At 72.9% G+C, this 22,803-nt stretch carries 13 protein-coding genes and 1 rRNA gene; 11 read left to right on the top strand and 3 right to left on the bottom strand.

The window, feature by feature from the left end:
* A 5S ribosomal RNA gene (gene rrf / locus IH61_RS43525) occupies positions 1-87 on the top strand; the annotation flags it as partial.
* 61 nt (positions 88-148) lie between these two features.
* Positions 149-1,036 (top strand): phosphatase PAP2 family protein, encoded by an 888-nt coding sequence (locus IH61_RS42015; protein ID WP_078911644.1) that lies wholly within the window; start codon positions 149-151, stop codon positions 1,034-1,036.
* Here the strand turns inward: IH61_RS42015 and IH61_RS0135835 are convergent.
* Entirely contained in the window at positions 1,029-1,592 is a 564-nt protein-coding gene (locus IH61_RS0135835) for an acetate uptake transporter (RefSeq protein WP_031077773.1), read from the bottom strand. The genes IH61_RS42015 and IH61_RS0135835 overlap by 8 nt on opposite strands.
* Before the next feature lie 269 nt (positions 1,593-1,861).
* Positions 1,862-4,414 carry a SpoIIE family protein phosphatase gene (locus tag IH61_RS0135830; RefSeq protein ID WP_031077770.1) on the bottom strand — a complete coding sequence of 851 codons (2,553 nt, stop codon included), beginning with the start codon at positions 4,412-4,414 and terminating at the stop codon, positions 1,862-1,864.
* Positions 4,415-4,874: 460 nt separating this feature from the next.
* Here IH61_RS0135830 and IH61_RS0135825 point away from each other — a divergent pair, with 460 nt between their 5' ends.
* From IH61_RS0135825 to IH61_RS42005, 9 genes are all read left to right on the top strand, one after another.
* On the top strand, positions 4,875-9,419 hold the full coding sequence (locus tag IH61_RS0135825) for a HAMP domain-containing protein (protein WP_031077768.1): 4,545 nt from the start codon (positions 4,875-4,877) through the stop codon (positions 9,417-9,419).
* A gap of 295 nt (positions 9,420-9,714) precedes the next feature.
* Positions 9,715-10,395: a response regulator gene (locus tag IH61_RS0135820; protein ID WP_031077766.1), complete on the top strand. Its 681-nt coding sequence runs from the start codon at positions 9,715-9,717 to the stop codon at positions 10,393-10,395.
* A gap of 144 nt (positions 10,396-10,539) precedes the next feature.
* Positions 10,540-13,215, top strand: coding sequence for a DNA translocase FtsK (locus IH61_RS0135815; RefSeq protein WP_031077764.1), 2,676 nt, complete (start codon positions 10,540-10,542; stop codon positions 13,213-13,215).
* Between the two features lie 204 nt (positions 13,216-13,419).
* A complete protein-coding gene (locus IH61_RS0135810) occupies positions 13,420-14,274 on the top strand; it encodes a helix-turn-helix domain-containing protein (RefSeq protein ID WP_078911643.1) in 855 nt (284 codons plus the stop codon).
* 97 nt (positions 14,275-14,371) lie between these two features.
* The gene (gene rimO, locus IH61_RS0135805) at positions 14,372-15,862 is read left to right on the top strand and encodes a 30S ribosomal protein S12 methylthiotransferase RimO (protein WP_031077759.1); all 1,491 of its coding nucleotides are present in this window, start codon (positions 14,372-14,374) and stop codon (positions 15,860-15,862) included.
* Positions 15,859-16,497: a CDP-diacylglycerol--glycerol-3-phosphate 3-phosphatidyltransferase gene (gene pgsA, locus IH61_RS0135800; protein ID WP_031077757.1), complete on the top strand. Its 639-nt coding sequence runs from the start codon at positions 15,859-15,861 to the stop codon at positions 16,495-16,497. Before rimO ends, pgsA begins: the two co-directional genes overlap by 4 nt.
* 14 nt (positions 16,498-16,511) lie before the next feature.
* Positions 16,512-16,997, top strand: a complete 486-nt coding sequence (locus tag IH61_RS42010; RefSeq protein ID WP_078911645.1) for a CinA family protein — start codon at positions 16,512-16,514, stop codon at positions 16,995-16,997.
* Between the two features lie 318 nt (positions 16,998-17,315).
* On the top strand, positions 17,316-17,684 hold the full coding sequence (locus IH61_RS0135790; RefSeq protein ID WP_031077754.1) for a helix-turn-helix domain-containing protein: 369 nt from the start codon (positions 17,316-17,318) through the stop codon (positions 17,682-17,684).
* A 55-nt stretch (positions 17,685-17,739) separates the two neighbouring features.
* Positions 17,740-18,030, top strand: coding sequence for a hypothetical protein (locus IH61_RS42005; RefSeq protein ID WP_158845669.1), 291 nt, complete (start codon positions 17,740-17,742; stop codon positions 18,028-18,030).
* Positions 18,031-18,093: 63 nt separating this feature from the next.
* On the opposite strand, the gene IH61_RS0135780 is transcribed toward IH61_RS42005, so the two are convergent.
* Entirely contained in the window at positions 18,094-22,788 is a 4,695-nt protein-coding gene (locus IH61_RS0135780; protein WP_063763337.1) for an ATP-dependent helicase, read from the bottom strand.
* Between the last annotated feature and the right edge of the window lie 15 nt (positions 22,789-22,803).

Below are 22,803 nucleotides of genomic sequence, written 5' to 3'. Positions count from 1 at the left end.
GGTTACATTCCGAACCCGGAAGCTAAGCCTCGTAGCGCCGATGGTACTGCAGGGGGGACCCTGTGGGAGAGTAGGACGCCGCCGAACAATCATTGTGAAAAGACCCCCTCCCATTCGGGAGGGGGTCTTTTTGCGTTACCCTCTGCGAATGCAGAACCTGACCCTGACCTGGCAGTCCGCCGGGGGTGCCGCCGTGGTGCTCTACGGCGGCGCGTACGCGGCGGCGAAGGTCCGGAAGCCTTCGCTGTCGGCGCTGCTGCGGGAGGCCGGCACGCTGCTGGCGCTGTTCGCGCTGTGGCAGCTGGTGGGGCGCCTGTCGGTGATGGGGACGGATCACGCGCTGGACCGGGCGAGCTGGATCCACCGGACCGAGCTGGCGATCGGGTTGCCGGACGAAGCCTCGTGGCAGGCGGCGGTGACGCCGTACCCGGTGCTGGTGCGGCTGGCGAACTACTACTACGCGACCATGCACTTCGCCGTGATGCTGGGCGTGCTGTTCTGGGTGTTCCTGCGGCACCGCGAGCGGTACGCGTGGGTGCGGAACACGGTGGTGATCACCACGGCGGTCTGTCTGCTGGTGCAGTTCATCCCGGTGGCCCCGCCCCGGATGCTGCCGCAGAACGGCTTCGTGGACGTGGCCGCGCAGTACGGGCAGTCGGTGTACGGCGGCGCGGTCGGTGGGGTGGTGGCCGACCAGCTGTCGGCGATGCCCTCGGTGCACGTGGCCTGGTGCGTGCTGGCGGCGGTCGCGGTGGTGCGGGTGTCGCCCAGCCCCCTGCGGTGGGTGATGGTGCTGCACGCGGTGCTGACGGTCGCGGTGGTCGTGGTGACGGCGAACCACTTCTGGGCGGACGGCATCGTCGCCGTCGTGATCCTGCTGTGCGCGTACGCGGCGCAGGCGCTCGCGGTACGGCTGCGGGGCAGGACCCCCGCGGTGGCGGAGGCCCTGCCCCGGTCGGGCGTCGAGCCCGGGAGGACGGACGAGCTGGGGAGCGACGGCCGGAAGACGGACGACCGGTCGCAGCAGGTCACTTGACCGGCAGCGCGATCTTTCCCCAGGCGCCGTTGCTCAGCGCGGACGTCGCCCAGTACCAGGCGGAGAGGCCGGAGAGGGCAGCGACCCAGCCGGCGAACTTCGCGAGCCCGCCGTAGCTGCCGAAGGTGGCGATGGCGGACAGGACCAGGGAGAGCGTCAGCAGCCCGTAGACGGCGCGGCTGAGCAGGCCCGCGCCCCAACTGGCCGCCGTGAGGGTGAGGGCGAGCAGGGCCCACAGCAGCAGGAACAGACCGGCGGCGTTCTTGCTCGCCCCGCCGGCCATCGACCAGGTCGCCCAGAAGGCGCCGAGGCTGGTGAAGGCGGTTCCGGTGAAGCCCTCGCCGCCGCGGAGCTGCCAGAGGCCCGCGAGGAAGAGGGTGACGCCGCCGAGCAGGTGGGCGAGGTGGGCCGCGTCTCCGACGCCGGTGCCCTTGAGGACACCTGTGGAGAGAAGGCCGTAGGCGAGCAGTGTCAGGCCGAGTGCGAGGTAGCCGAGGTTACCCGCGTCGGCTCCGGTGGAGCGGGCGTTCGTTGCCCCGGTAGCTTCGTTGCTCACCGGAGGCTCCTTTCACTCTGGGCGCGCGCAGGGCGAAGTGGGCCCTTGGCGGCTTGTCGATGAGTGGATGCGCGAGACCGCGCCGAGGGCGCACGACGGCGAGCGTGCGCGGGCTGCGGTCAGAAGTGAGGTCAGAAATGATGGGCCGGCGGAGAGCCGCCGGTCACGTCCCCTTCCGGGGGAATCCCCGGCGAGATCGGTTTACCCGACCGGGACCGCTTGTACCCTTGTGAAGATAACAATTTGTGACGATGTCAGCTGTCGAACGGTCACGACTGGCGCTGAGTCGGAACCCGCAGGGTCAGGATCGCCATGTCGTCGGACGGCGGCTCGGGGGCGAAGCGCTCGACGGCGCGCTGGACCCGGGTGGCGACGGCTCCGGCGGTCAGGCCCGTACAGCCGGTGAGCACCTCGGCGAGACCGTCGTCGCCCAGCATCCGCAGGCCCTCGCGGCGTTCGGTGACGCCGTCCGTGACGCACAGCAGCACCTCGCCGGGGGCGAGGATCAGGCGTTCGGCGGTGAGGTCGAGGTCCTCCAGGACGCCGAGCAGGGGCTGCGGGGTGGCGGCACGGTCGACCTGGCCGTCGGTGCGCAGCCGCAGCGGGAGCGGGTGGCCGGCGCAGACCAGGGACAGCTCGGTGCTGCCGTCGGGCATGGGCGTCAGCTCGCCGTAGAGCAGGGTGAGGAAGCGGCTGCGCGAACCCTCGTCCAGGATGGCGGCGTTGAGGCGGGTCAGTACCTGGGGGGCGTCCAGGCCCTCGCGGGCGAGCAGGCGCAGGGAGTGGCGGGCCAGGCCCGTGACGGAGGCGGCCTCGGGGCCGGTGCCGCAGACGTCGCCGATGGCGAAGCCGTACGTGCCCTCGCGAATGGTGAACAGGTCGTAGAAGTCGCCGCCGACCTCGTTGCCCTCTCCGGCGGCCTGGTAGAACACGTCCACCTCGACGCCCGGGATCTCGGGCAACTCCGGGGGCAGCAGGCTGCGTTGGAGGGCCTGGCTGGTGGCGGTGCGCTCGGAGTAGAGGCGGGAGTTGTCGAGGGCGAGGGCGGCCCGGCGGGAGAGGTCCTCGGCGAGTTCGAGGATCTCCTGGCGGAAGCGGACGCCGGTGGGGACGCCGAGGGCGAGCAGGCCGATGACGCGGTTGCGGGCGGTCAGCGGCAGGACGACGGTCTCGCCGAGCGTTCCGAGGAGCCCGGGGCCGTCGGTGAGCCCGTGGGCGGCGGCGGTCTCGGCGGGGGCCGTCCAGAAGTCGACGCCGTGGGTGGGGCCGGCCTGCGGGGCGGGGGTCTTGTCGAGGAGGTCGCGCAGCGGGTCGATCCGGTCCTCGTCCTCGTGCAGGACGAAGGCGAGATCGGCGGAGGAGCCGTGGTCGCCGTTGGTGTAGACGGCGCACCAGGAGGAGAGGGTGGGGACGGCCATCTGCGCCATCAGGGCGAGGGTCTGCTCGTGTTCGAGGGTGCCGGCCAGCAGGTCGGAGGCTTCGACGAGGAAGGAGAGCGAGCCGCGGCGCAGCCGTTCCAGTTCGGAGAGCCGGGTGCTCTCGACGGCGAGGGCGACGCGGTCGGCGGCGAACTGCAGGCGCAGCGCGTCCTCGTTGTCGTAGCGGCCGGGGACGGAGGTGGCGATGCCGAGGGAACCGATGAGGCGGCCCTCGACCTTGAGCGGGACGGTGACCAGTGAGCGCATGCCGCTGCCGGTGAGCAGGGGCATGCCGGTGGGGCGGCCGGCGAGGTCCTCGTGGACGGAGGGCAGGCGCGCGGAGTCGTAGCGGTTGCCGGTCTCGACGGGGAAGCGGGCGTGGCGGCGGTGGCCGGAGGTGAGTCCGGTGGCGGCGCGGACCTCGAACTCGGTCTCGTCCTCGGTGGTGAGCAGCAGGTACGCGGCGTCGGCGTCGAGGAGGTCGCGGGCGCGTTCGACGGTGCGCTGGAGGAGGCTGTCGAGGTCGTCGGTGGCGACGGGGCCGGCCAGCAGGTCGAGCCGGGGGCCGGAGGGTTCGCCGCGGTCGCCGGGCAGGGTGCGGGCGGGGGAGCGCAGGACGGCGCGCTCGGGTTCGAGGACGAGCAGGCAGAGGGTGGAGGGGACGCCCTCGGTGTCGCGTACGCGCACCTGGAGGCCGTACACCTCGGTCTCGGTGCCGTCGGGCAGCCGCAGGCCGTAGCCGCCCTCCCAGCGGGCCAGGCGCAGGGTGTCGGTGAGGCCGAGGCCCTGGCCGGACTGCGGCCAGACGGCGAGGTCGGCCCAGGGGCGGCCGAGGACGGCGGAGGCGGGGTGGTGGAAGAGGGCCTCGGCGTCGGGGTTCCAGGCGAGGACGCGGCCGTCCTCGTCGAGCTGGACGACGGCGACGTGGACGGGGCCAGGGCCGCTGGGCAGGTCGCTGCCGGGGGTGGCGGGAACGGCGTAGCGGGTGCCGACCACGTGTTCGGGCAGGGCGAGGCGGAACCAGACGGTCTTGTGCCCGGCCGCGAACTCGACGCCCCAGCGTTCGGCGAGGGCGGAGCACATCAGCAGCCCGCGGCCGCCCTCGCCGTCGGGGTCGGCGTAGCGGTCGGAGGCGGGGCCCCCGCCGAGGGAGGGCAGTCCGCGCTCGGGGTGGTGGTCGGTCACCTCGATCCGGACGTACTCCTCCTCACGCAGGCAGCAGACCTCGGCGGCCGTCCCGGCGTGCACGACGGCGTTGGTGACGAGTTCGCTGACCAGCACGACGGCGTCGTCGACGACCTCGGGCAGGCCCCAGCCGAGCAGCGCGTCACGGACGAAACCGCGGGCGGCGGCGGCGGACCGGCCGTGCGGGTCGAAGGTGGCGGCTGCGCGCGCGGTGACCACGTTGCCACTTCTCCTCTACTGCTCTGGCCTGGCTGTCCGGGGGGCGCGGCGCCGACTCCCCGTACGCGCCGGACCGGGTGAGCGGCGGCGCTGGGTCGGGTCGTGGCCCGGTGCAGCGCTCCACCCTACTTTCCGCTTGGGTCCCCGTGGGGGCGGGGCGGCGAAACAGGCTCCTGGGGGTGATTCTGCCCACCTGTTCCGGGCGGTGTGGTAGCAACCGTGCGCAACCGGCCGTGTACGCGGCGCCGGTGCTGCCAGACTGGGGGGTCCGCGACGGCCGGTGCGAGCAGTACGGTCGGTCGGAAGGTTCACGACGTGGGAGGGGCTTCTTTTGAGCACGGCCACCAAGGACGCAACCGGTACGACGTCGCCCGCAGCGCGCGGCGGACGCTCCGGCGCCGCGCCGCGGAACGCGGCCGGTCGCCAGAGGAGTCACAACCGCGGGGCGGAGCCGGCGGAGCTGCGCAAGCTGCTGTCCGCGCTGACGGCGATGCGCGACGGCAACTTCCGGCGCCGGATGACCGTGCCGGGTGACGGGCCGCTGGCGGAGATCGCGGCGGTCTTCAACGAGGTCGCCGAGCGCAACCAGCACCTGACGGGCGAGCTGGCCCGGGTGCGGCGGGCGGTGGGCCGCGAGGGCCGGCTGAACGAGCGCCTGGAGACGGGCGCGGGCGAGGGCGCCTGGATGGCGGCCGTCGACAACTGCAACGCGCTGATCGACGACCTGGCGCGGCCGATGGCCGAGGTGGGCCGGGTGCTGACCTCGATCGCCGAGGGCGACCTGGACCAGAAGATGGAGCTGCGCTCGCTGCACAGCAACGGGGTGAGCCACCCGCTGCGCGGCGAGTACCTGAAGATCGGCCGTACGGTCAACGGACTGGTGGACCAGCTCTCGGAGTTCACCGAGCAGGTGACCCGGGTGGCGCGCGAGGTCGGCACCGAGGGCAAGCTCGGCGGTCAGGCCAAGGTCCGCAGCGTCTCCGGCAGTTGGAAGGATCTGGCGGACTCCGTCAACACCATGGCGGGCCGGCTCACCGCGCAGGTGCGCAACATCGCCCAGGTGACGACGGCGGTGGCCAAGGGCGACCTGTCCCGCAAGGTCACGGTGGACGTGGCCGGCGAGATGCTCGAGCTGAAGAACACCGTCAACACGATGGTGGACCAGCTGAACGGCTTCGCGGCCCAGGTCACCACGGTGGCCCGGGACGTGGGTACGGAGGGCCGGCTGGGCGGTCAGGCGCAGGTGCCGGGGGTGGCCGGGGTCTGGCGCGAACTGACCGACTCCGTCAACTTCATGGCCGACAACCTGACCGGCCAGGTGCGCAACATCGCCCAGGTGACGACGGCGGTGGCGCGCGGGGACCTCTCGCAGAAGATCGAGGTGGACGCGCGCGGCGAGATGCTCGAGCTGAAGAACACCATCAACACGATGGTGGACCAGCTCTCCGGCTTCGCCGAGCAGGTGACCCGGGTGGCCCGCCAGGTGGGCACCGAGGGGCGGCTGGGCGGCCAGGCGCAGGTGCCCTGGGCGGCGGGTGTGTGGCGGGACCTGACCGACAACGTCAACTTCATGGCGAACAACCTCACCGATCAGGTGCGCAACATCGCCCAGGTGACGACCGCCGTCGCCAAGGGCGACCTCTCGCAGAAGATCCAGGTGGACGCGCGCGGGGAGATCCTGGAGCTGAAGAACACCATCAACACGATGGTGGACCAGCTCTCCTCCTTCGCGGACGAGGTGACCAGGGTCGCCAGGGACGTCGGCACCGAGGGCATCCTCGGCGGCCAGGCGAGCGTGCCGGGGGTGTCGGGGACGTGGAAGGACCTGACCAACTCCGTCAACCTGATGGCCAACAACCTGACCATCCAGGTCCGCAGCATCGCCGAGGTGACCACGGCGGTGGCGCGCGGCGACGTGTCGAAGAAGATCACCGTCGACGCCCGGGGCGAGATCCTGGAGCTGGTGACCACCGTCAACACGATGGTCGACCAGCTCTCGGCCTTCGCGGACGAGGTCACCCGCGTCGCCCGCGAGGTGGGCACCGAGGGCATCCTGGGCGGCCAGGCCCGGGTGCGCGGGGTGTCGGGCATCTGGAAGGACCTGACCGACAACGTCAACTTCATGGCGTCGAACCTGACCGGGCAGGTGCGCAACATCGCCGAGGTCGCCTCCGCGGTGGCCCGCGGCGACCTGTCCAAGAAGATCTCCATCGACGCGCAGGGCGAGGTGGCGGCGCTCGCCGGGACGCTCAACACGATGGTCGACCAGCTGTCCGCGTTCGCGGTCGAGGTGACCAGGGTGGCCCGCGAGGTCGGCACCGACGGGACGCTGGGCGGCCAGGCGAGCGTGCCGGGCGTCGCCGGCATCTGGAAGGACCTGACCGACAACGTCAACCAGATGGCCAACAACCTCACCGGCCAGGTCCGCAACATCGCGCTGGTGATCACGGCCGTCGCCCGCGGCGACCTCTCGAAGAAGATCGACGTCGACGCGAGCGGCGAGATCCTCGAGCTCAAGACCAACATCAACACGATGGTCGACCAGCTGTCCGCCTTCGCGGACGAGGTCACCCGCGTCGCCCGCGAGGTGGGCACCGACGGCCGCCTCGGCGGCCAGGCCCGGGTGCCCGGCGTGGACGGCACCTGGCAGGACCTCACCGAGTCGGTGAACGAGCTGGCCAACAACCTGACCCGGCAGGTGCGCGCGATCGCCCAGGTCGCCACCGCGGTGACCAGGGGCGACCTGAGCCTTCGGATCGACGTGGACGCCGCGGGGGAGCTCGACGAGCTCAAGGACAACATCAACCAGATGATCGCCAACCTGCGCGAGACCACCCGCACCAACCAGGAGCAGGACTGGCTCAAGACCAACCTGGCCCGGATCTCCGGCCTGCTCCAGGGCCGCCGGGACCTGGAAGCCGTCGCCTCGCTGATCATGACGGAGCTGACCCCGGTCGTCTCCGCCCAGCACGGCGCCTTCTTCCTCGCCCAGCCGGCCGGCCGCACCGCCGAGCTGATCACCGAGGACGACGACGAGAACGACACCGTGCTACGCCTGATCGGCAGCTACGGCTACCAGCGCCGGGCGATGCCGACCACCTTCCGGCCCGGGGAGTCGCTGATCGGCCAGGCCGCGGTGGAGAAGCGGGCGATCATCGTCAAGGAGGCGCCGCCCGGGTACCTCAAGGTCGCCTCGGGCCTCGGCGAGGCGTCCCCGGCCCACATCGTGGTGCTGCCGGTGCAGTTCGAGGGCCGGCTGCTCGGGGTGATCGAGTTGGCCACGTTCAGCTCCTTCACGACCGTCGCACTGGACTTCCTCAACCAGATCGCCGACCTCATCGGCGTCACCGTCAACACCATCAGCGTCAACACCAAGACCGAGGGCCTGCTGCTCGAGTCCCAGCGGCTCACCGCCGAACTCTCCATGCGGTCGGCCGAGTTGGAGGCGCGCCAGGAGGAACTGGAGCACACCAACGAGGAGTTGCAGGAGAAGGCCGAGCAACTCGCCCAGCAGAACCGCGACATCGAGATCAAGAACGGCGAGATCGAGGAGGCCCGGCAGGTCCTGGAGGAGCGCGCCGAGCAGCTCGCCCTGGCCTCCCGCTACAAGAGCGAGTTCCTGGCCAACATGTCGCACGAGCTGCGCACCCCGCTCAACTCGCTGCTGATCCTGGCCAAGCTGCTCTCCGACAACAACGAGGGCAACCTCTCGCCCAAGCAGGTCGAGTTCGCCGACACCATCCACGGCGCCGGATCCGACCTGCTCCAGCTGATCAACGACATCCTCGACCTGTCCAAGGTCGAGGCCGGGAAGATGGACGTCCGCCCGTCCCGGATCGCGATCGTCCAGCTGGTGGACTACGTCGAGGCCACCTTCCAGCCCGTCGCCCTGGACAAGAACCTGGACTTCGCGGTGCGGGTCTCGCCCGTCCTGCCCGTCACCCTGCACACCGACGAGCAGCGGCTCCAGCAGGTGCTGCGCAACCTGATCTCCAACGCGGTGAAGTTCACCGACGCGGGCGCCGTGGACTTCTCCATCACCCCCGCCGGCCGGGACGTCCCGCAGCACGTGCGCGAGCGGCTGCTGGAGTCCGGCTCGATCCAGGGCCCCGACGACGAGCTGATCGCCTTCGCCGTCTCCGACACCGGAATCGGCATCCCCGGCAACAAGCTGCGGGAGATCTTCGAGGCGTTCAAGCAGGCGGACGGCACCACCAGCCGCAAGTACGGCGGCACGGGCCTGGGCCTGTCGATCAGCCGCGAGATCGCCCGGCTGCTCGGCGGCGAGATCCACGCCGAGAGCGAGCTCGGCAAGGGCTCCACCTTCACGCTCTACCTGCCGCTGCGCACCGAGGCCCCGGACGCCCCGGGCGACGGGCGCCCGGCCGGGTCCGGCATCTCGCTGCACCGGGCCTCGGTCGGCGTGACCCCGGTGGGCCTGCCGGTGCCGGTCGGGGAGAACCCGGCCGAGCACTGGGCCCAGGAGGTCCGCGAGCTGGCCGAGGAGCGCCGCAGGGGCGCCCTGGAGCGCCGTCGCAGCGCCGCCCTGGAACCGGGCCCGGCCGGCCCCCGTACGGTCGAGCCGGCGGCCCCGCCGCGGCCCGGGCGCGGGGACACCCGCTTCGACGGCCAGCAGGTGCTGATCGTGGACGACGACGTGCGCAACGTGTTCGCCCTCACCAGCGTGCTGGAGCAGCACGGACTGACCGTCCTGTACGCGGAGAACGGCCGCGAGGGCATCGAGATGCTGGAGCAGCACGAGAGCGTGGCGCTGGTCCTGATGGACATCATGATGCCGGAGATGGACGGCTACGCGACCACCGAGGCGATCCGCCGGATGCCCCAGTACGCGGGTCTGCCGATCATCGCGCTGACCGCCAAGGCGATGAAGGGCGACCGGGAGAAGTCCCTGGAGGCCGGCGCCACCGACCACATCACCAAGCCGGTGGAGACCGACCACCTGCTGTCCGTGATGTCCGAGTGGCTTCGCGCCGACCGGAGTTGACATGTCGGGGGCGTGAACTCCGGGCGGTGCTCCGGGGTTCGCGCCCTCGGGTCGACCGGTTTGCTGGCGGCCGGGCCCGGGAACCGGGTAGGGTCACCGATCGTTGCGAACAGTGACCGTACGGCGACGCGCTGCTGAGCGCGCGCCGGAGCGCGCGCCGTGTGCCGCTCCGGAACGGGTCATGCCGGAGCGATGTGCCGGGCGAGGGGGTGCGGCTAGCATGACCCGGGTAGCGGTGGGAGGGACGCGAGTGCCCTCACCGGTTGGCAGGCAGGCGACAGGAGGGCGAGCCCAGATGCAGAAGGCGAAGATCCTCCTGGTCGACGACAGGCCGGAGAACCTGCTGGCGCTGGAAGCGATCCTCTCGGCCCTGGACCAGACGCTGGTCCGCGCGGCCTCCGGGGAGGAGGCGCTCAAGGCGCTGCTCACCGACGACTTCGCGGTGATCCTGCTGGACGTCCAGATGCCCGGCATGGACGGCTTCGAGACCGCCGCCCACATCAAGCGCCGCGAGCGCACCCGGGACATCCCGATCATCTTCCTCACCGCGATCAACCACGGCCCTCACCACACCTTCCGCGGCTACGCGGCCGGCGCGGTGGACTACATCTCCAAGCCCTTCGACCCGTGGGTGCTGCGGGCCAAGGTCTCCGTCTTCGTCGACCTGTACGCGAAGAACTGCCAGCTCCGGGAGCAGGCGGCGCTGCTGCGCCTGCAGCTGGAGACGGGCGACGGGGAGGCGGCCGCGCACGGCGCGCTGCTGGGCGAGCTGTCCGCGCGGCTGGCGGCGGTGGAGGAGCAGGCGGAGGCGCTGGGCAAGCAGCTGGACGACGTGGAGGACGCCGGGGTGTCCGCCACCGCGGCGCACCTGGAGCGCAGGCTCGTGGCGCTGCGCCGGGCGCTGGACGCGATGCGGCCCGGAAGTCCCGGCAGTCCCGGTAGCCCCGGTGCTCCTGGCGGTCCGGGCGCTTCGTAAGACCCCCTGTTCTCACTCTTTCGGGTGATTTCGTGAGGCGTCCGGGTGAATCCCGATCAGCGTGACGGTGTGTCTGCGACACGTCCGGGCGCCCGGGCTCCGGCGCATGTGCACCACCGACCGGCCCCGGTAGGCTGCTGACCCATGGCCACTCGCACGCCCGGAAGCGCGGCACGCAAATCGAGCCCGGGACCGTCCAGGAAGGCCGCGGCGAAGGCCCCGGGCAAGCCGCCCGCGAAGAAGGCGGCCGCCCGCAAGGCCCCCGCGAAGAAGGCGGCGGCCACGCAGGCCCCGCCGCCACCGCCGCGCCGGGGCGTGCTGATGGGCACCCTCAACGCCGTCGCGAGCCCCGTCGCCGCGATCTTCCGGGGCTTCAACAGCGGCGCCAGGAACCTCGACCCGGCCCACCGCAAGGACGGGATCGGCCTGCTGCTGTTCGCGCTGGCGCTGGTCGTCGCCGCCGGCACCTGGTTCAGCTCGGAGGGCTGGCTCAACGAGGCGGCCACCGCCGTGGTGTCCGGCCTGTTCGGGCGGCTCGACGTGCTGGTGCCGTTCCTGCTGGCCGGGGTCGCGATCCGGCTCTGGCGCCACCCGGAGCTGCCGGAGGCCAACGGCCGGATCGTCATCGGCCTCAGCGCCCTGCTGGTGGGCGTCCTCGGCCTGGTGCACATCGGCTGCGGCGCGCCCACGATGGGCAGCGGGGCCTCCCGGATAAGGTCCGCCGGCGGCATCATCGGCTGGGCCGTCTCCACCCCGGTGATGGCCGCCGCCGGGCCCGCCGTCGCCGTGCCGCTGCTCCTGCTGCTGGCCTTCTTCGGGCTGCTGGTGGTCACCGCCACCCCGGTCAACCGCATCCCCGAGCGGCTGCGGGCCGGCGGGATAAGGCTCGGCGTGATCGAGCCCGGCCCCGAGGACGAGTACGGGCGGGGGCGCACGCCGGAGCGTGAGCTCTCCACCGATCCGCCGGAGGACGCCGACCCGGACGCCCTGCCGTACTCCGTGGACGCCGGGGACGGCGACCCGCGCGACGAGATCGCCGCCCGCCGGCGCCGCCGCCGCAGGAAGCCCGAGGAGGACGAGGAGCAGGCCGGGGCCGGCCGGATCTCCCTCGACAAGGAGCCGCTGGACCCGTACGCCACCCGCGACCTCGCCGCCGGTGCGGCCGCCGATTTGGACGGCGCGCTGGTCTACGGCGTGCCCGCCTCCTCCGCGGTGGCGGACATGATGCACCAGGTGCAGGACCGCACCGCCCCGCCCGAGGAGCCCGCCGTCCCGGCCGCCCGCAGCGGCGGCCCCGGCGCGCCCGAGGAGCACGGCCCGGCGCCCGCGCGCATGGAGCAGCTCCAGCTCTCCGAGGGCATCACCTACTCCCTGCCCTCCCTCGACCTGCTGGAGCGCGGCGGCCCGGCCAAGGCCCGCAGCGCCCTCAACGACGAGGTGGTGGCCCAGCTCACAAGCACCTTCGCCGAGTTCAAGGTGGACGCCAAGGTCACCGGCTTCACCCGGGGCCCGACGGTCACCCGCTACGAGGTCGAGCTCGGCCCGGCCGTCAAGGTGGAGCGGATCACCGCGCTCGCCAAGAACATCGCGTACGCGGTGGCCAGCCCCGACGTGCGGATCATCAGCCCCATCCCGGGCAAGTCCGCGGTCGGCATCGAGATCCCCAACCGGGACCGCGAGATGGTCAACCTCGGCGACATCCTGCGCTCGCGCACGGCCGCCGAGGACACCCACCCGATGGTCGTCGGCATGGGCAAGGACGTCGAGGGCCACACCGTGATGGCCAACCTCGCCAAGATGCCGCACATCCTGGTCGCCGGTGCGACCGGCGCGGGCAAGTCCTCCTGCATCAACTGCCTGATCACCTCGGTCCTCGCCCGGGCCACCCCGGACGAGGTGCGGATGGTGCTCGTCGACCCCAAGCGCGTCGAGCTGACCGCCTACGAGGGCATCCCGCACCTGATCACCCCGATCATCACCAACCCCAAGAAGGCCGCCGAGGCCCTCCAGTGGGTGGTGCGCGAGATGGACCTGCGCTACGACGACCTCGCGGCGTACGGCTTCCGGCACGTGGACGACTTCAACGCCGCCGTGAAGGCCGGCACCGTCACCCCGCCGCTGGGCAGCGAGCGCGAGCTGCGCCCGTACCCGTACCTGCTGGTGATCGTCGACGAGCTGGCCGACCTGATGATGGTCGCCCCGCGCGACGTCGAGGACTCGGTGGTGCGCATCACCCAGCTGGCGCGCGCGGCCGGCATCCACCTGGTGCTCGCCACCCAGCGGCCCTCGGTGGACGTCGTCACCGGCCTGATCAAGGCCAACGTGCCGTCCCGGCTGGCCTTCGCCACCTCGGCGATGGCGGACTCCCGGGTCATCCTCGACCAGCCCGGCGCGGAGAAGCTGATCGGCAAGGGCGACGCGCTCTTCCTGCCGATGGGCGCGAGCAAGCCGATCCGCATGCAGGGCGCCTTCGTCACCGAGGCCGAGATCGCCAGGGTGGTGCAGCACTGCAAGGACCAGCTGAGCGCCGTCTACCGGGACGACGTGACGGTGGGCGGCGGGCCGAAGAAGGAGATCGACGAGGAGATCGGCGACGACCTCGACCTGCTGATCCAGGCCGCCGAGCTGGTGGTCTCCACGCAGTTCGGCTCGACCTCGATGCTCCAGCGCAAGCTCCGGGTCGGCTTCGCCAAGGCGGGCCGGCTGATGGACCTGATGGAGTCGCGCGGGATCGTCGGCCCCAGCGAGGGATCCAAGGCGCGCGACGTCCTGGTGAAGCCGGACGAGCTGGACGGCGTGCTCATCACCCTGAGGGGATGACAGGGCCGATCGGCCGTGTCCCGAAGGTGTGTTCACTCGTTCGGAGGAGGGTAGTCGGAACTCCGGGAACCGAACGTCCGTACACCGCGTCACACGGCGCGAAGCGGGGGCGCGCATTCGGGCCTGTTCCGCTTGAGAAACGATCCGCCTCCGCCCCTAGACTGTTCCCCAGCAGGTGGCCATCCGCTCGAAAGGCGCGTTCCCGTGACCATCGGCAAGTCCCCCGATCGCGAGACCGCCCCGTCGTCCGTCACGCCGACCGACGACGCGGTGCAGGCGGCCGATGCCCCGAGCATCGGCCGGGTGTTGTCCACCGCCCGGATCGAGGCGGGACTCACGGTGGACCAGGTGAGTACGGCGACCCGTGTGCGGGTGCCGATCGTCCATGCCATCGAGGAGGACGACTTCGGCCGCTGCGGCGGGGACTTCTACGCCCGCGGCCACATCCGCGCGATCGCCGCGGCGGTCGGCGCGGACGGCGAGGCGCTGGTCGTCCGCTACGACGCCGCCCACGGCGGCTCGCCCGCCTCCAAGCGGCCCACCCAGCTCATCGAGAGCGGCCCGATCAAGGTGCCCGGCCGCGGCCGGCCGAACTGGGCCGCCGCCATGGTCGCCGCGATCGTCGCGGTGGTCGGGCTGATCGGCTTCAACCTCGTCAGCGGCAAGGGCGCCCACACCGGCACCGGCACGGCCAGCGCGCCGCTGCCCAGCGGCTCGGGCACCGGCTCCGTCGCCCCGGCGGCCCCCTCCGCCCAGCCGCCGGCGCCGCCGACCGCGGCCGCCATCGCCGCCGTCCCCGCCGACAAGGTCACCGTCAAGCTGGTCGCCGAGGGCACCAGCTGGATCTCGGCCACCGACGGCACCGGCAAGTCGCTGTTCCAGAACAACATCAGTGAGGGCCAGGACCAGACCTTCACCGACGCCAAGCAGATCAAGCTGGTGCTCGGCAACGGCGGGGCCGTGCACGCGTACGTCAACGGCAAGGACCTCGGTCTTCTCGGCAAGGACGGACAGGTGGTGCACGTCACCTACACCCCCGGAGACCCGCAGGCGGGCTGACCGCAGGGGCCCCGGAGGGCCGGTGACGATCAGGTGAACCGAGGCGCGCGGCCTCCGGGGCGAACGGCACCGGATGCCGCGCGTTAATCTTGGGCCTATGCCTGAACGTCGTACTGTCGCCCTTGTCACGCTCGGATGCGCCCGCAACGAGGTGGACTCCGAGGAACTCGCCGGGCGACTGGAGGCCGATGGCTGGTTGCTCGTGGACGACGCCGCCGACGCCGACGTCGCCGTCGTCAACACCTGCGGCTTCGTCGAGGCCGCCAAAAAGGACTCCGTGGACGCCCTCCTGGAGGCCAACGACCTCAAGGGTCACGGCCGAACCCAGGCCGTCGTCGCCGTGGGCTGCATGGCCGAGCGGTACGGCAAGGAGCTCGCCGACGCGCTGCCCGAGGCCGACGGCGTGCTCGGCTTCGACGACTACACGAACATCTCCGACCGCCTCCAGACCATCCTCTCCGGCGGCCACCACGCCCCGCACCTGCCGCGCGACCGCCGCAAGCTGCTGCCAATCAGCCCCGCCGAGCGCCAGTCGGCCGCGGAGGGCGTCGCCCTGCCCGGCCACGGCGCCGAGGCCACCGCCGAGCCCATCGCCGACCTGCCCGAGGGCCTCGCCCCCGCCTCCGGCCCGCGCACCCTGCGCAAGCGGCTGGACGACAACCCGGTGGCCTCCGTCAAGCTCGCCTCCGGCTGCGACCGGCGGTGCTCCTTCTGCGCCATCCCCGCCTTCCGCGGCTCCTTCATCTCCCGCCGCCCCTCCGACGTGCTGGGCGAGTCCAAGTGGCTGGCCGAGCAGGGCGTGCGCGAGATCGTCCTGGTGAGCGAGAACAACACCTCGTACGGCAAGGACCTCGGCGACATCCGGCTGCTGGAGACGCTGCTCGGCGAGATCGCCGCGCTGGACGGCATCGAGCGGGTGCGGGTCTCCTACCTGCAGCCCGCCGAGATGCGCCCCGGCCTGATCGACGCCATGACCGGCACCGCCGACGCGGTGCCCTACTTCGACCTCTCCTTCCAGCACTCGGCGCCCGCCGTGCTGCGCCGGATGCGCCGCTTCGGGTCCACCGACCAGTTCCTGGACCTGCTGAAGACCATCCGCGACAAGGCCCCGCAGGCCGGCGCCCGCTCCAACTTCATCGTCGGCTTCCCCGGCGAGACCGAGGAGGACTTCGCCGAGCTGGAACGCTTCGTCACCCACGCCGGGCTGGACGCGATCGGCGTCTTCGGCTACTCCGACGAGGACGGCACCGAGGCCGCGACCTTCGAGGGCAAGCTGCCCGAGGACGTCGTCGCCGAGCGCCTGGACCGGCTCAGCCGCCTCGCCGAGGAGATGACCGCCCAGCGGGCCGAGGCCCGGATCGGCACCGAGGTCGAGGTGCTGATCGAGTCGATCGAGGAGGGCGTGGTCGAGGGCCGCGCCGCCCACCAGGCGCCCGAGACGGACGGCCTGACCACCCTCACGGGCGTCGAGGCGCCCGAGGTCGGCCAGTTCTGGCGGGCCAAGGTCGTCGCCAGCGAGGGTGTGGACCTGATCGCCGAGGCGCTGGAGCAGGTGCGCGTGCGCCGGGTCCCGGGAGCGGGGGAATGACCAAGGGGCCCGGCGCCACGGCCGCGGCCCACCCGGGCAGACCGGCGGCCGCGGTGCCGGCGACCCCGCGGGTCTGGAACATCGCCAACGTGCTCACGATGGTCCGGGTGCTGCTCGTGCCCGTCTTCGTGGCGCTGCTCTTCGCCGGGGGCGGGCACGACCCCAAGTGGCGCTCCGTCGCCTGGGCCGCCTTCGCGGTCGCGATGATCACCGACCTGTTCGACGGCGAGATCGCGCGCCGCAAGGGCCTGGTGACCGACTTCGGGAAGATCGCCGACCCGATCGCCGACAAGGCGATCATGGGCTCGGCCCTGATCGGCCTCTCGGTGCTGGGCGATCTCGCCTGGTGGGTCACCGTGGTGATCCTCGCCCGGGAGCTGGGCATCACGCTGATGCGCTTCTGGGTGATCCGCTACGGCGTCATCCCGGCCAGCCGCGGCGGCAAGCTCAAGACGCTCACCCAGGGCACGGCGGTCGGCATGTACGTGCTGTCCCTGACTGGCTGGATGGCCACCGGGCGGGCCGTGCTGATGGGGCTCGCGGTGCTGCTGACGGTGGGCACCGCGCTGGACTACATCGCGCAGGCGGTGCGCCTGCGCCGCGAGGGCATGGCCGCGGAGCGCGCGGACCGGTGAACGGGGGGCACGGGGTGGAGCACAGGTCGGACTACACGCTCGCCGAGCGGGCGCACGCGGCGCTGCGGGCCGAGGGGGCCACGCTGGCCGTCGCCGAGTCGCTGACCGGCGGGCTGCTGGCCGCCGCCCTGGTGGACGTCCCCGGGGCCTCCGCGACCTTCCGGGGCTCCGTCACCGCGTACGCGACCGTGCTGAAGGCGTCGGTGCTCGGCGTGGACGAGGGCCTGCTCGACGTGTACGGGCCGGTGCACCCGGTGGTGGCCGCGCAGATGGCCGAGGGCGTGCGTCGGCTGCTGGGGGCCACGTACGGGCTCGCGACGACCGGGGTGGCCGGGCCGGAGCCGCAGGACGGGCAGCCGGTGGGCACCGTACACCTCGCCGTCGCCGGTCCGGGGGGAAGTCTGGTCACTTCGCCCCGGCTGTCAGGGGGCCGTGCCACAATCCGTCACGGGGCGGTGACCGCGGCGCTGGAACTGCTCGTCGCCGAGATCGCGCGCTGACGGCCCCGTTCGAGGAGATCTCCACCGAACCGAGATCTGCCGAACTGGCGTGACGGAATGGCCCGGCCGGAGGATCGTGTTACATCCGATGGCCTGGTTGGGCAGAAACCAGGTGGCGAACGGATTGCGTGACGGTGGCCGGGTGGCCCGCGTCGGGTACCACGAGGGGCCCGCAAACCCGGGTACGACACCGGAACAAGGAGGGGGACGGCCTTGCAGCCCAGAGTGAACACGGACAGGGTCCCCGCACGCGAAGCGGCCAAGGCGGTACGGTGGGGGCGTGACATCTCGATCCGCAGTCCGAGGAGGGAGGCACCGATGATCCTGCTCCGTCGCCTACTGGGCGATGTACTGCGTCGGCAGCGCCAGCGCCAGGGCCGCACACTCCGCGAGGTGTCGGCGGCCGCCAGGGTTTCGCTCGGATACCTCTCCGAGGTCGAGCGGGGACAGAAGGAAGCCTCCTCGGAGCTGCTCTCCGCCATCTGCGACGCACTCGACGTCCGGATGTCCGAGGTCATGCGCGAGGTCAGCGACGAACTGTCGCTCGCCGAACTTGCGGCGATGGCCACCCTCTCGGAAGGTGATCTGCTGAGGCCGGTACTCGAACCGGTTCCGCTGCCCGCCCCCGGCTCCGACCGGGCGACCATGTCGCCCAAGAACGCCGCGATGGACGTGGTCGCCGCCTGACTCCGGCCTCGCACTCCCGGGCCGTGAGGGCCAGGGGCGAGCGAAGGAGGCGGTCGTGCGGAGATCCGCGACGGTGCGCACGGTGGCCCGAATACGGCTGCGGGTGCGGCGGTTGCTCCCGTGGCGGGCGCGCTGGGTGCTGGTGGCCCTGGCCGCCGGGCTCGCCTGGTGGCTCGTGGCCGTCCGGGGCCAGCTGGTGGACGGTGCGGTGCTGGGGCTGCTCGCGGCCGGTGGCTGGGGGCTCGGGCTCATCCCGGTCCACGCCGACCGCACGGCGACCGGGCCGGTGCGCCGACGCCGCGGGGAGCCGGTGCCCGTACCGGCGGAACCGCCGCCGACCGGGTGAAGGAACGTCGAACGAAGGGCCGCGGAGTCATCGGACTCCGCGGCCCTCGTCCGTTTCCCGGCCCTACGGGCGCAGCCGCAGGCCGCGCGGGGTGGGGTGGAAACCGGCCTCCTCCAGGGCGCGGCCCAGGTCCGAGCCGAGGGCGGGCTCGCCGTTGGCCCGTTCGACGGTGACGCTGCCCAGGGCGCCCTCCCGGGCGGCGGTGGCCAGGGCGGAGGCGGCCACGGCCAGGGTGGAGCCGTCCTGGGACCAGGCGAGCAGGGACTTGCCTCCGCGCTCGACGTAGAGCGCCAACTCGCCGTCCACCAGGACCACCAGGGCGCCCGCCTTGCGGCCCGGCCGGTGGGCCTTGGCCTCGCCGCCGGGGGTGGTGGGCGGCTCGGGCCAGGGCAGGGCGGCGCCGTAGGCGTTCGCCGGGTCGGCGGCGGCCAGGACCAGCGGCTGCGGGGGCTCCGCCGCCGGGGCGGCCGGCCACTCGGCGGCACGGGTGCGCTCGAGACGGCCGTTGACCGAGCGCAGGCGGTCGGCCGCGCCCTCCATCGCGAACTGGGCGCCGCCCAGGCCCTCGACGAAGTACCCGCGGCGGGCCCGGCCGCGCTCCTCCATCGCGGCCAGCACCCGGTAGACCCCGGCGAAGCCGCCGGGCACCCGTTCGGCGGCCACCGTGCCGCGGGTGAGCAGGCCGTGGCGGTCCAGCAGGCTCTGCACCTGGGCGGTGGCCCGGACGGTCGGGTCGGCGGCGAGGGAGGGCAGCAGCGACCAGCGCCCGGCCACCGTGGGCGGGCCGGTGCGGCCCGAGGAGGCCCCCGGACGATCAGAGGGGCGGCCGAAGGGGCGGCCCGCGCCGCCGTAGCGGCCGCGCGGGGTCGCCCTGGGGGCGCGGTGGGCGGTGGCGCCCGCCGTACGGCCGGAGCCGAGCAGGGCGCGCAGCGGGGCGAGGGTGTCGTTGGTGACGTACCCGGCCCAGACCAGGTCCCAGAGGGCCTCGACGGCCTCGGGCTCGGGGGTGTCCTCGGGCAGTTGCTGGACGAGCTGGCGGAAGAACAGGCCGTAGCCGCCCTCGAGGGCCCGCAGCAGGGCGGAGTGCAGCGGGGTGAGGGCGGGCGGGACGGGCTCGGGGCGCAGCAGGTGGGCGTTCTCGGCGAGGTGGAGGCTGAGCCAGCCGTCCTTGCCCGGCAGGGCGCCGGCGCCGCACCAGCCGATCTCGCCGGCGGCCGTCAACTCGTCCAGCAGGCCCGGGGAGTAGTCGGCGAGGCGGGCCGGCAGAATCAGCTTCTCCAGGGCGGAGGCGGGCAGGGCGGTGCCCTGGAGCTGTTCGACCACCCGCAGCAGGCCGTCCGGGCCGCGCAGGCGGTGGCCGGAGAGGTGCTGCCACTGGGGGAGGAAGGCGGCCAGGGCGCGCGGGGGGACGGGCTCGACCTCCTGGCGCAGGGCGGCCAGGGAGCGGCGTCGCAGCCGGCGCAGCACCTCGGCGTCGCACCACTCGTGGGCTGTGTGCCACTCAGGGTCGATATGGCTTCCTGCGGGCCTGAACTGCCCCTGTACGAGGCGGCCGGCGGCGGTGAGCCGCTGCAGGGTGCCGGTGACCACGGCGGTGCCCAGGCCGTAGCGGGCACCGGCCTCGGTGGCGGTGAAGGGGCCGTGGGTGCGGGCGTGGCGGGCCAGCAGGTCGCCCAGCGGGTCCTTGACCGGTTCGGTGAAGGCTTCGGGGACGCCGACGGGCAGCGGGGTGCCCAGGGCGTCGCGCAGGCGGCCGGCGTCCTCGATGGCGGCCCAGCGCTGTTCGCCGGCGATCCGGACGGTGATCACCCGGCGGGCGGCCTCCAGCTCGAGGGCCCAGAGCGGCTCGGCGCCGCGGACCGTCAACTCGGCCTCGGTGAGCGGGCCGAGGAGGCGCAGGGCGTCGGCGACGCCCTCGGCGTTCCTGATGCGGCGCTCGGGGGTGAGGCGCTGGAGCTCGGCCTCCAGGTCGGTGAGGACCTGGGGGTCGAGCAGTTCGCTCAGCTCGGCCTGGCCGAGGAGTTCGGACAGCAGCCGGGAGTCGAGGGAGAGGGCGGCGGCGCGGCGTTCGGCGAGCGGGGAGTCGCCCTCGTAGAGGAACTGGGCGACGTAGCCGAAGAGGAGGGAGCGGGCGAAGGGGGAGGGCTCGGAGGTGGTGACCTCGACCAGGCGTACGGCGCGGGACTCGAGGTCGCCCATCAGCTCGACCAGGCCGGGGACGTCGAAGACGTCCTGGAGGCACTCGCGGACGGCCTCGAGGACGATCGGGAACGAGCCGTACTCGGAGGCGACCTCGAGGAGTTGGGCGGCGCGCTGGCGCTGCTGCCAGAGCGGGGTGCGGCGGCCGGGGCTGCGGCGGGGGAGCAGCAGGGCGCGGCCGGCGCACTCGCGGAAGCGGGAGGCGAACAGGGCGGAGCCGCCGACCTGGTCGGTGACGAGCTGTTCGATCTCGCCGGGGTCGAAGAGGGCGGCGTCGGCGCCGACGGGGGCCTCGTCGGAAGTCGTTCGTTCGGTGGGGCTGCTGAAATCGAAGTCGGGGGCGAGGAGGTCGGCGTCGGGCAGGCGCAGGACGATGCCGTCGTCGGCGTGCATGACCTGGGGGTCCAGGCCGTGCTTCTCGCGCAGGCGGGCGGCGAGGGCGAGGGCCCAGGGGGCGTGCACCTGGGCGCCGAACGGGGAGTGGATGACGATGCGCCAGTCGCCGAGTTCGTCGCGGAAGCGTTCGACGACGATGGTGCGGTCGTCGGGGAGGTGGCCGCAGGCGGTGCGCTGCTCGGCGAGGTAGTCGAGGAGGTTGGCGGCGGCCCAGTCGTCGAGGCCCGCCCGCTTGAGGCGGGCAGTGGCCTCCTCGGGCTGGAGGGCGCCCAGTTCGCGGGTGAACGCGCCCAGGGCGCGGCCGAGTTCGAGGGGGCGGCCGAGGGTGTCGCCCTTCCAGAAGGGCAGGCGGCCGGGGATGCCGGGGGCGGGGGTGACCAGGACCTTGTCGTGGGTGATCTCCTCGATTCGCCAGGAGGTGGTGCCGAGGGTGAACACGTCGCCGACGCGGGACTCGTAGACCATCTCCTCGTCGAGTTCTCCGACGCGGCCCCCGCCCTTCTTCCCTGCTTTGGAATCGGACGCAGCGCTGCCGGCGATGAAGACGCCGAAGAGGCCGCGGTCGGGGATGGTGCCGCCGGAGGTGACGGCGAGGCGCTGGGCGCCGGGGCGGCCGGTGACCGTACCGGCCACGCGGTCCCAGACCACGCGGGGGCGCAGTTCGGCGAAGGCGTCCGAGGGGTAGCGGCCGGCGAGCATGTCGAGGACGGCGTCGAAGGCGGACTGGGGGAGGGTGGCGAAGGGCGCGGCGCGGCGGACCACGGCGAGCAGGTCGTCCACCGGCCAGGCGTCCAGGGCCGTCATCGCGACGAGCTGCTGGGCGAGGACGTCCAGGGGGTTGCGGGGGATGCGCAGGGCCTCGATCCGGCCGGAGCGCATCCGCTCGGTGACCACGGCGGACTGGACGAGGTCGCCCCGGTACTTGGGGAAGAAGACGCCGGTGGAGACGGCGCCGACCTGGTGGCCCGCCCGGCCGACGCGCTGCAGGCCGGAGGCGACCGAGGGCGGGGACTCGACCTGGACGACCAGTTCGACGGCGCCCATGTCGATGCCCAGCTCCAGGCTGGAGGTGGCGACCACGGCGGGGAGCCGGCCGGCCTTCAACTCCTCCTCGACGAGGGAGCGCTGCTCCTTGGAGACCGAGCCGTGGTGGGCCCGGGCGATCACCGCGGGGGCGCCCTTGGCCGCGCCCGAGCCGCCCATCAGCTGGGCCGGGGCGTGGGACTCGGGGGTGGTGGTGCCGGTGGCGCGCTCGTGGGCGATCTCGTTGAGGCGGTTGCAGAGGCGCTCGGCGAGGCGGCGGGAGTTGGCGAAGACGATGGTCGAGCGGTGGGCCTCGACGAGGTCGACGATGCGTTCCTCGACGTGGGGCCAGATCGAGGTCTGGCGCTGGGGGTCGCTGTCGGAGGCGCCGCCGGTGGCGGGGGCGGCGGGGAGGTCGTCCAGGTCGGGGACGGGGACGACCACGGAGAGGTCGAACTCCTTGGCGGCGGGGGGCTGGACGACGACGGCGCCGCGCCGGGGGCTCAGGAAGCGGGCCACCTCCTCGACGGGCCGTACGGTCGCGGAGAGGCCGATGCGGCGGGCCGGGCGGTCCAGGAGCTCGTCGAGGCGTTCCAGGGTGAGGGCGAGGTGGGCGCCGCGCTTGGTGCCGGCGACGGCGTGCACCTCGTCCAGGATCACGGTGTCGATGCCGCGCAGGGCCTCCCGGGCGGCGGAGGTGAGGAGGAGGAAGAGGGACTCGGGGGTGGTGATCAGGATGTCCGGCGGGTGGGTGGCGAAGCGGCGCCGGTCGGCGGCGGGGGTGTCGCCGGAGCGGATGGCGACCTGGACCTCGGGCTCGGGCAGGCCCAGGCGGACGGCGGCCTGGCGCAGGCCCGTCAGGGGGGCGCGGAGGTTGCGTTCGACGTCCACCGCGAGGGCCTTCAGCGGGGAGACGTAGAGGACGCGGCAGCGGCGCTTGGGGTCGGCGGGGGGTGGGGTGCTGCTGAGGTGGTCGAGGGCGGAGAGGAAGGCTGCGAGGGTCTTGCCGGAGCCGGTGGGGGCGACGACGAGGACGTCGGTGTTCTGCTGGATGGCGCGCCAGGCTTCGGACTGGGCGGTGGTGGGGGCGGAGAAGGCGCCGGTGAACCAGGCGCGGGTGGGGGGGGCGAAGCCGGCCAGGGGGTCGTCCGGGGG

It is taken from the genome of Streptomyces sp. NRRL WC-3742 (assembly GCF_000720635.1).
Lineage (GTDB): Bacteria > Actinomycetota > Actinomycetes > Streptomycetales > Streptomycetaceae > Kitasatospora.
Note: the sequence above shows the minus strand (reverse complement) of the source record. Positions and strands in the feature narration are given on the sequence as shown.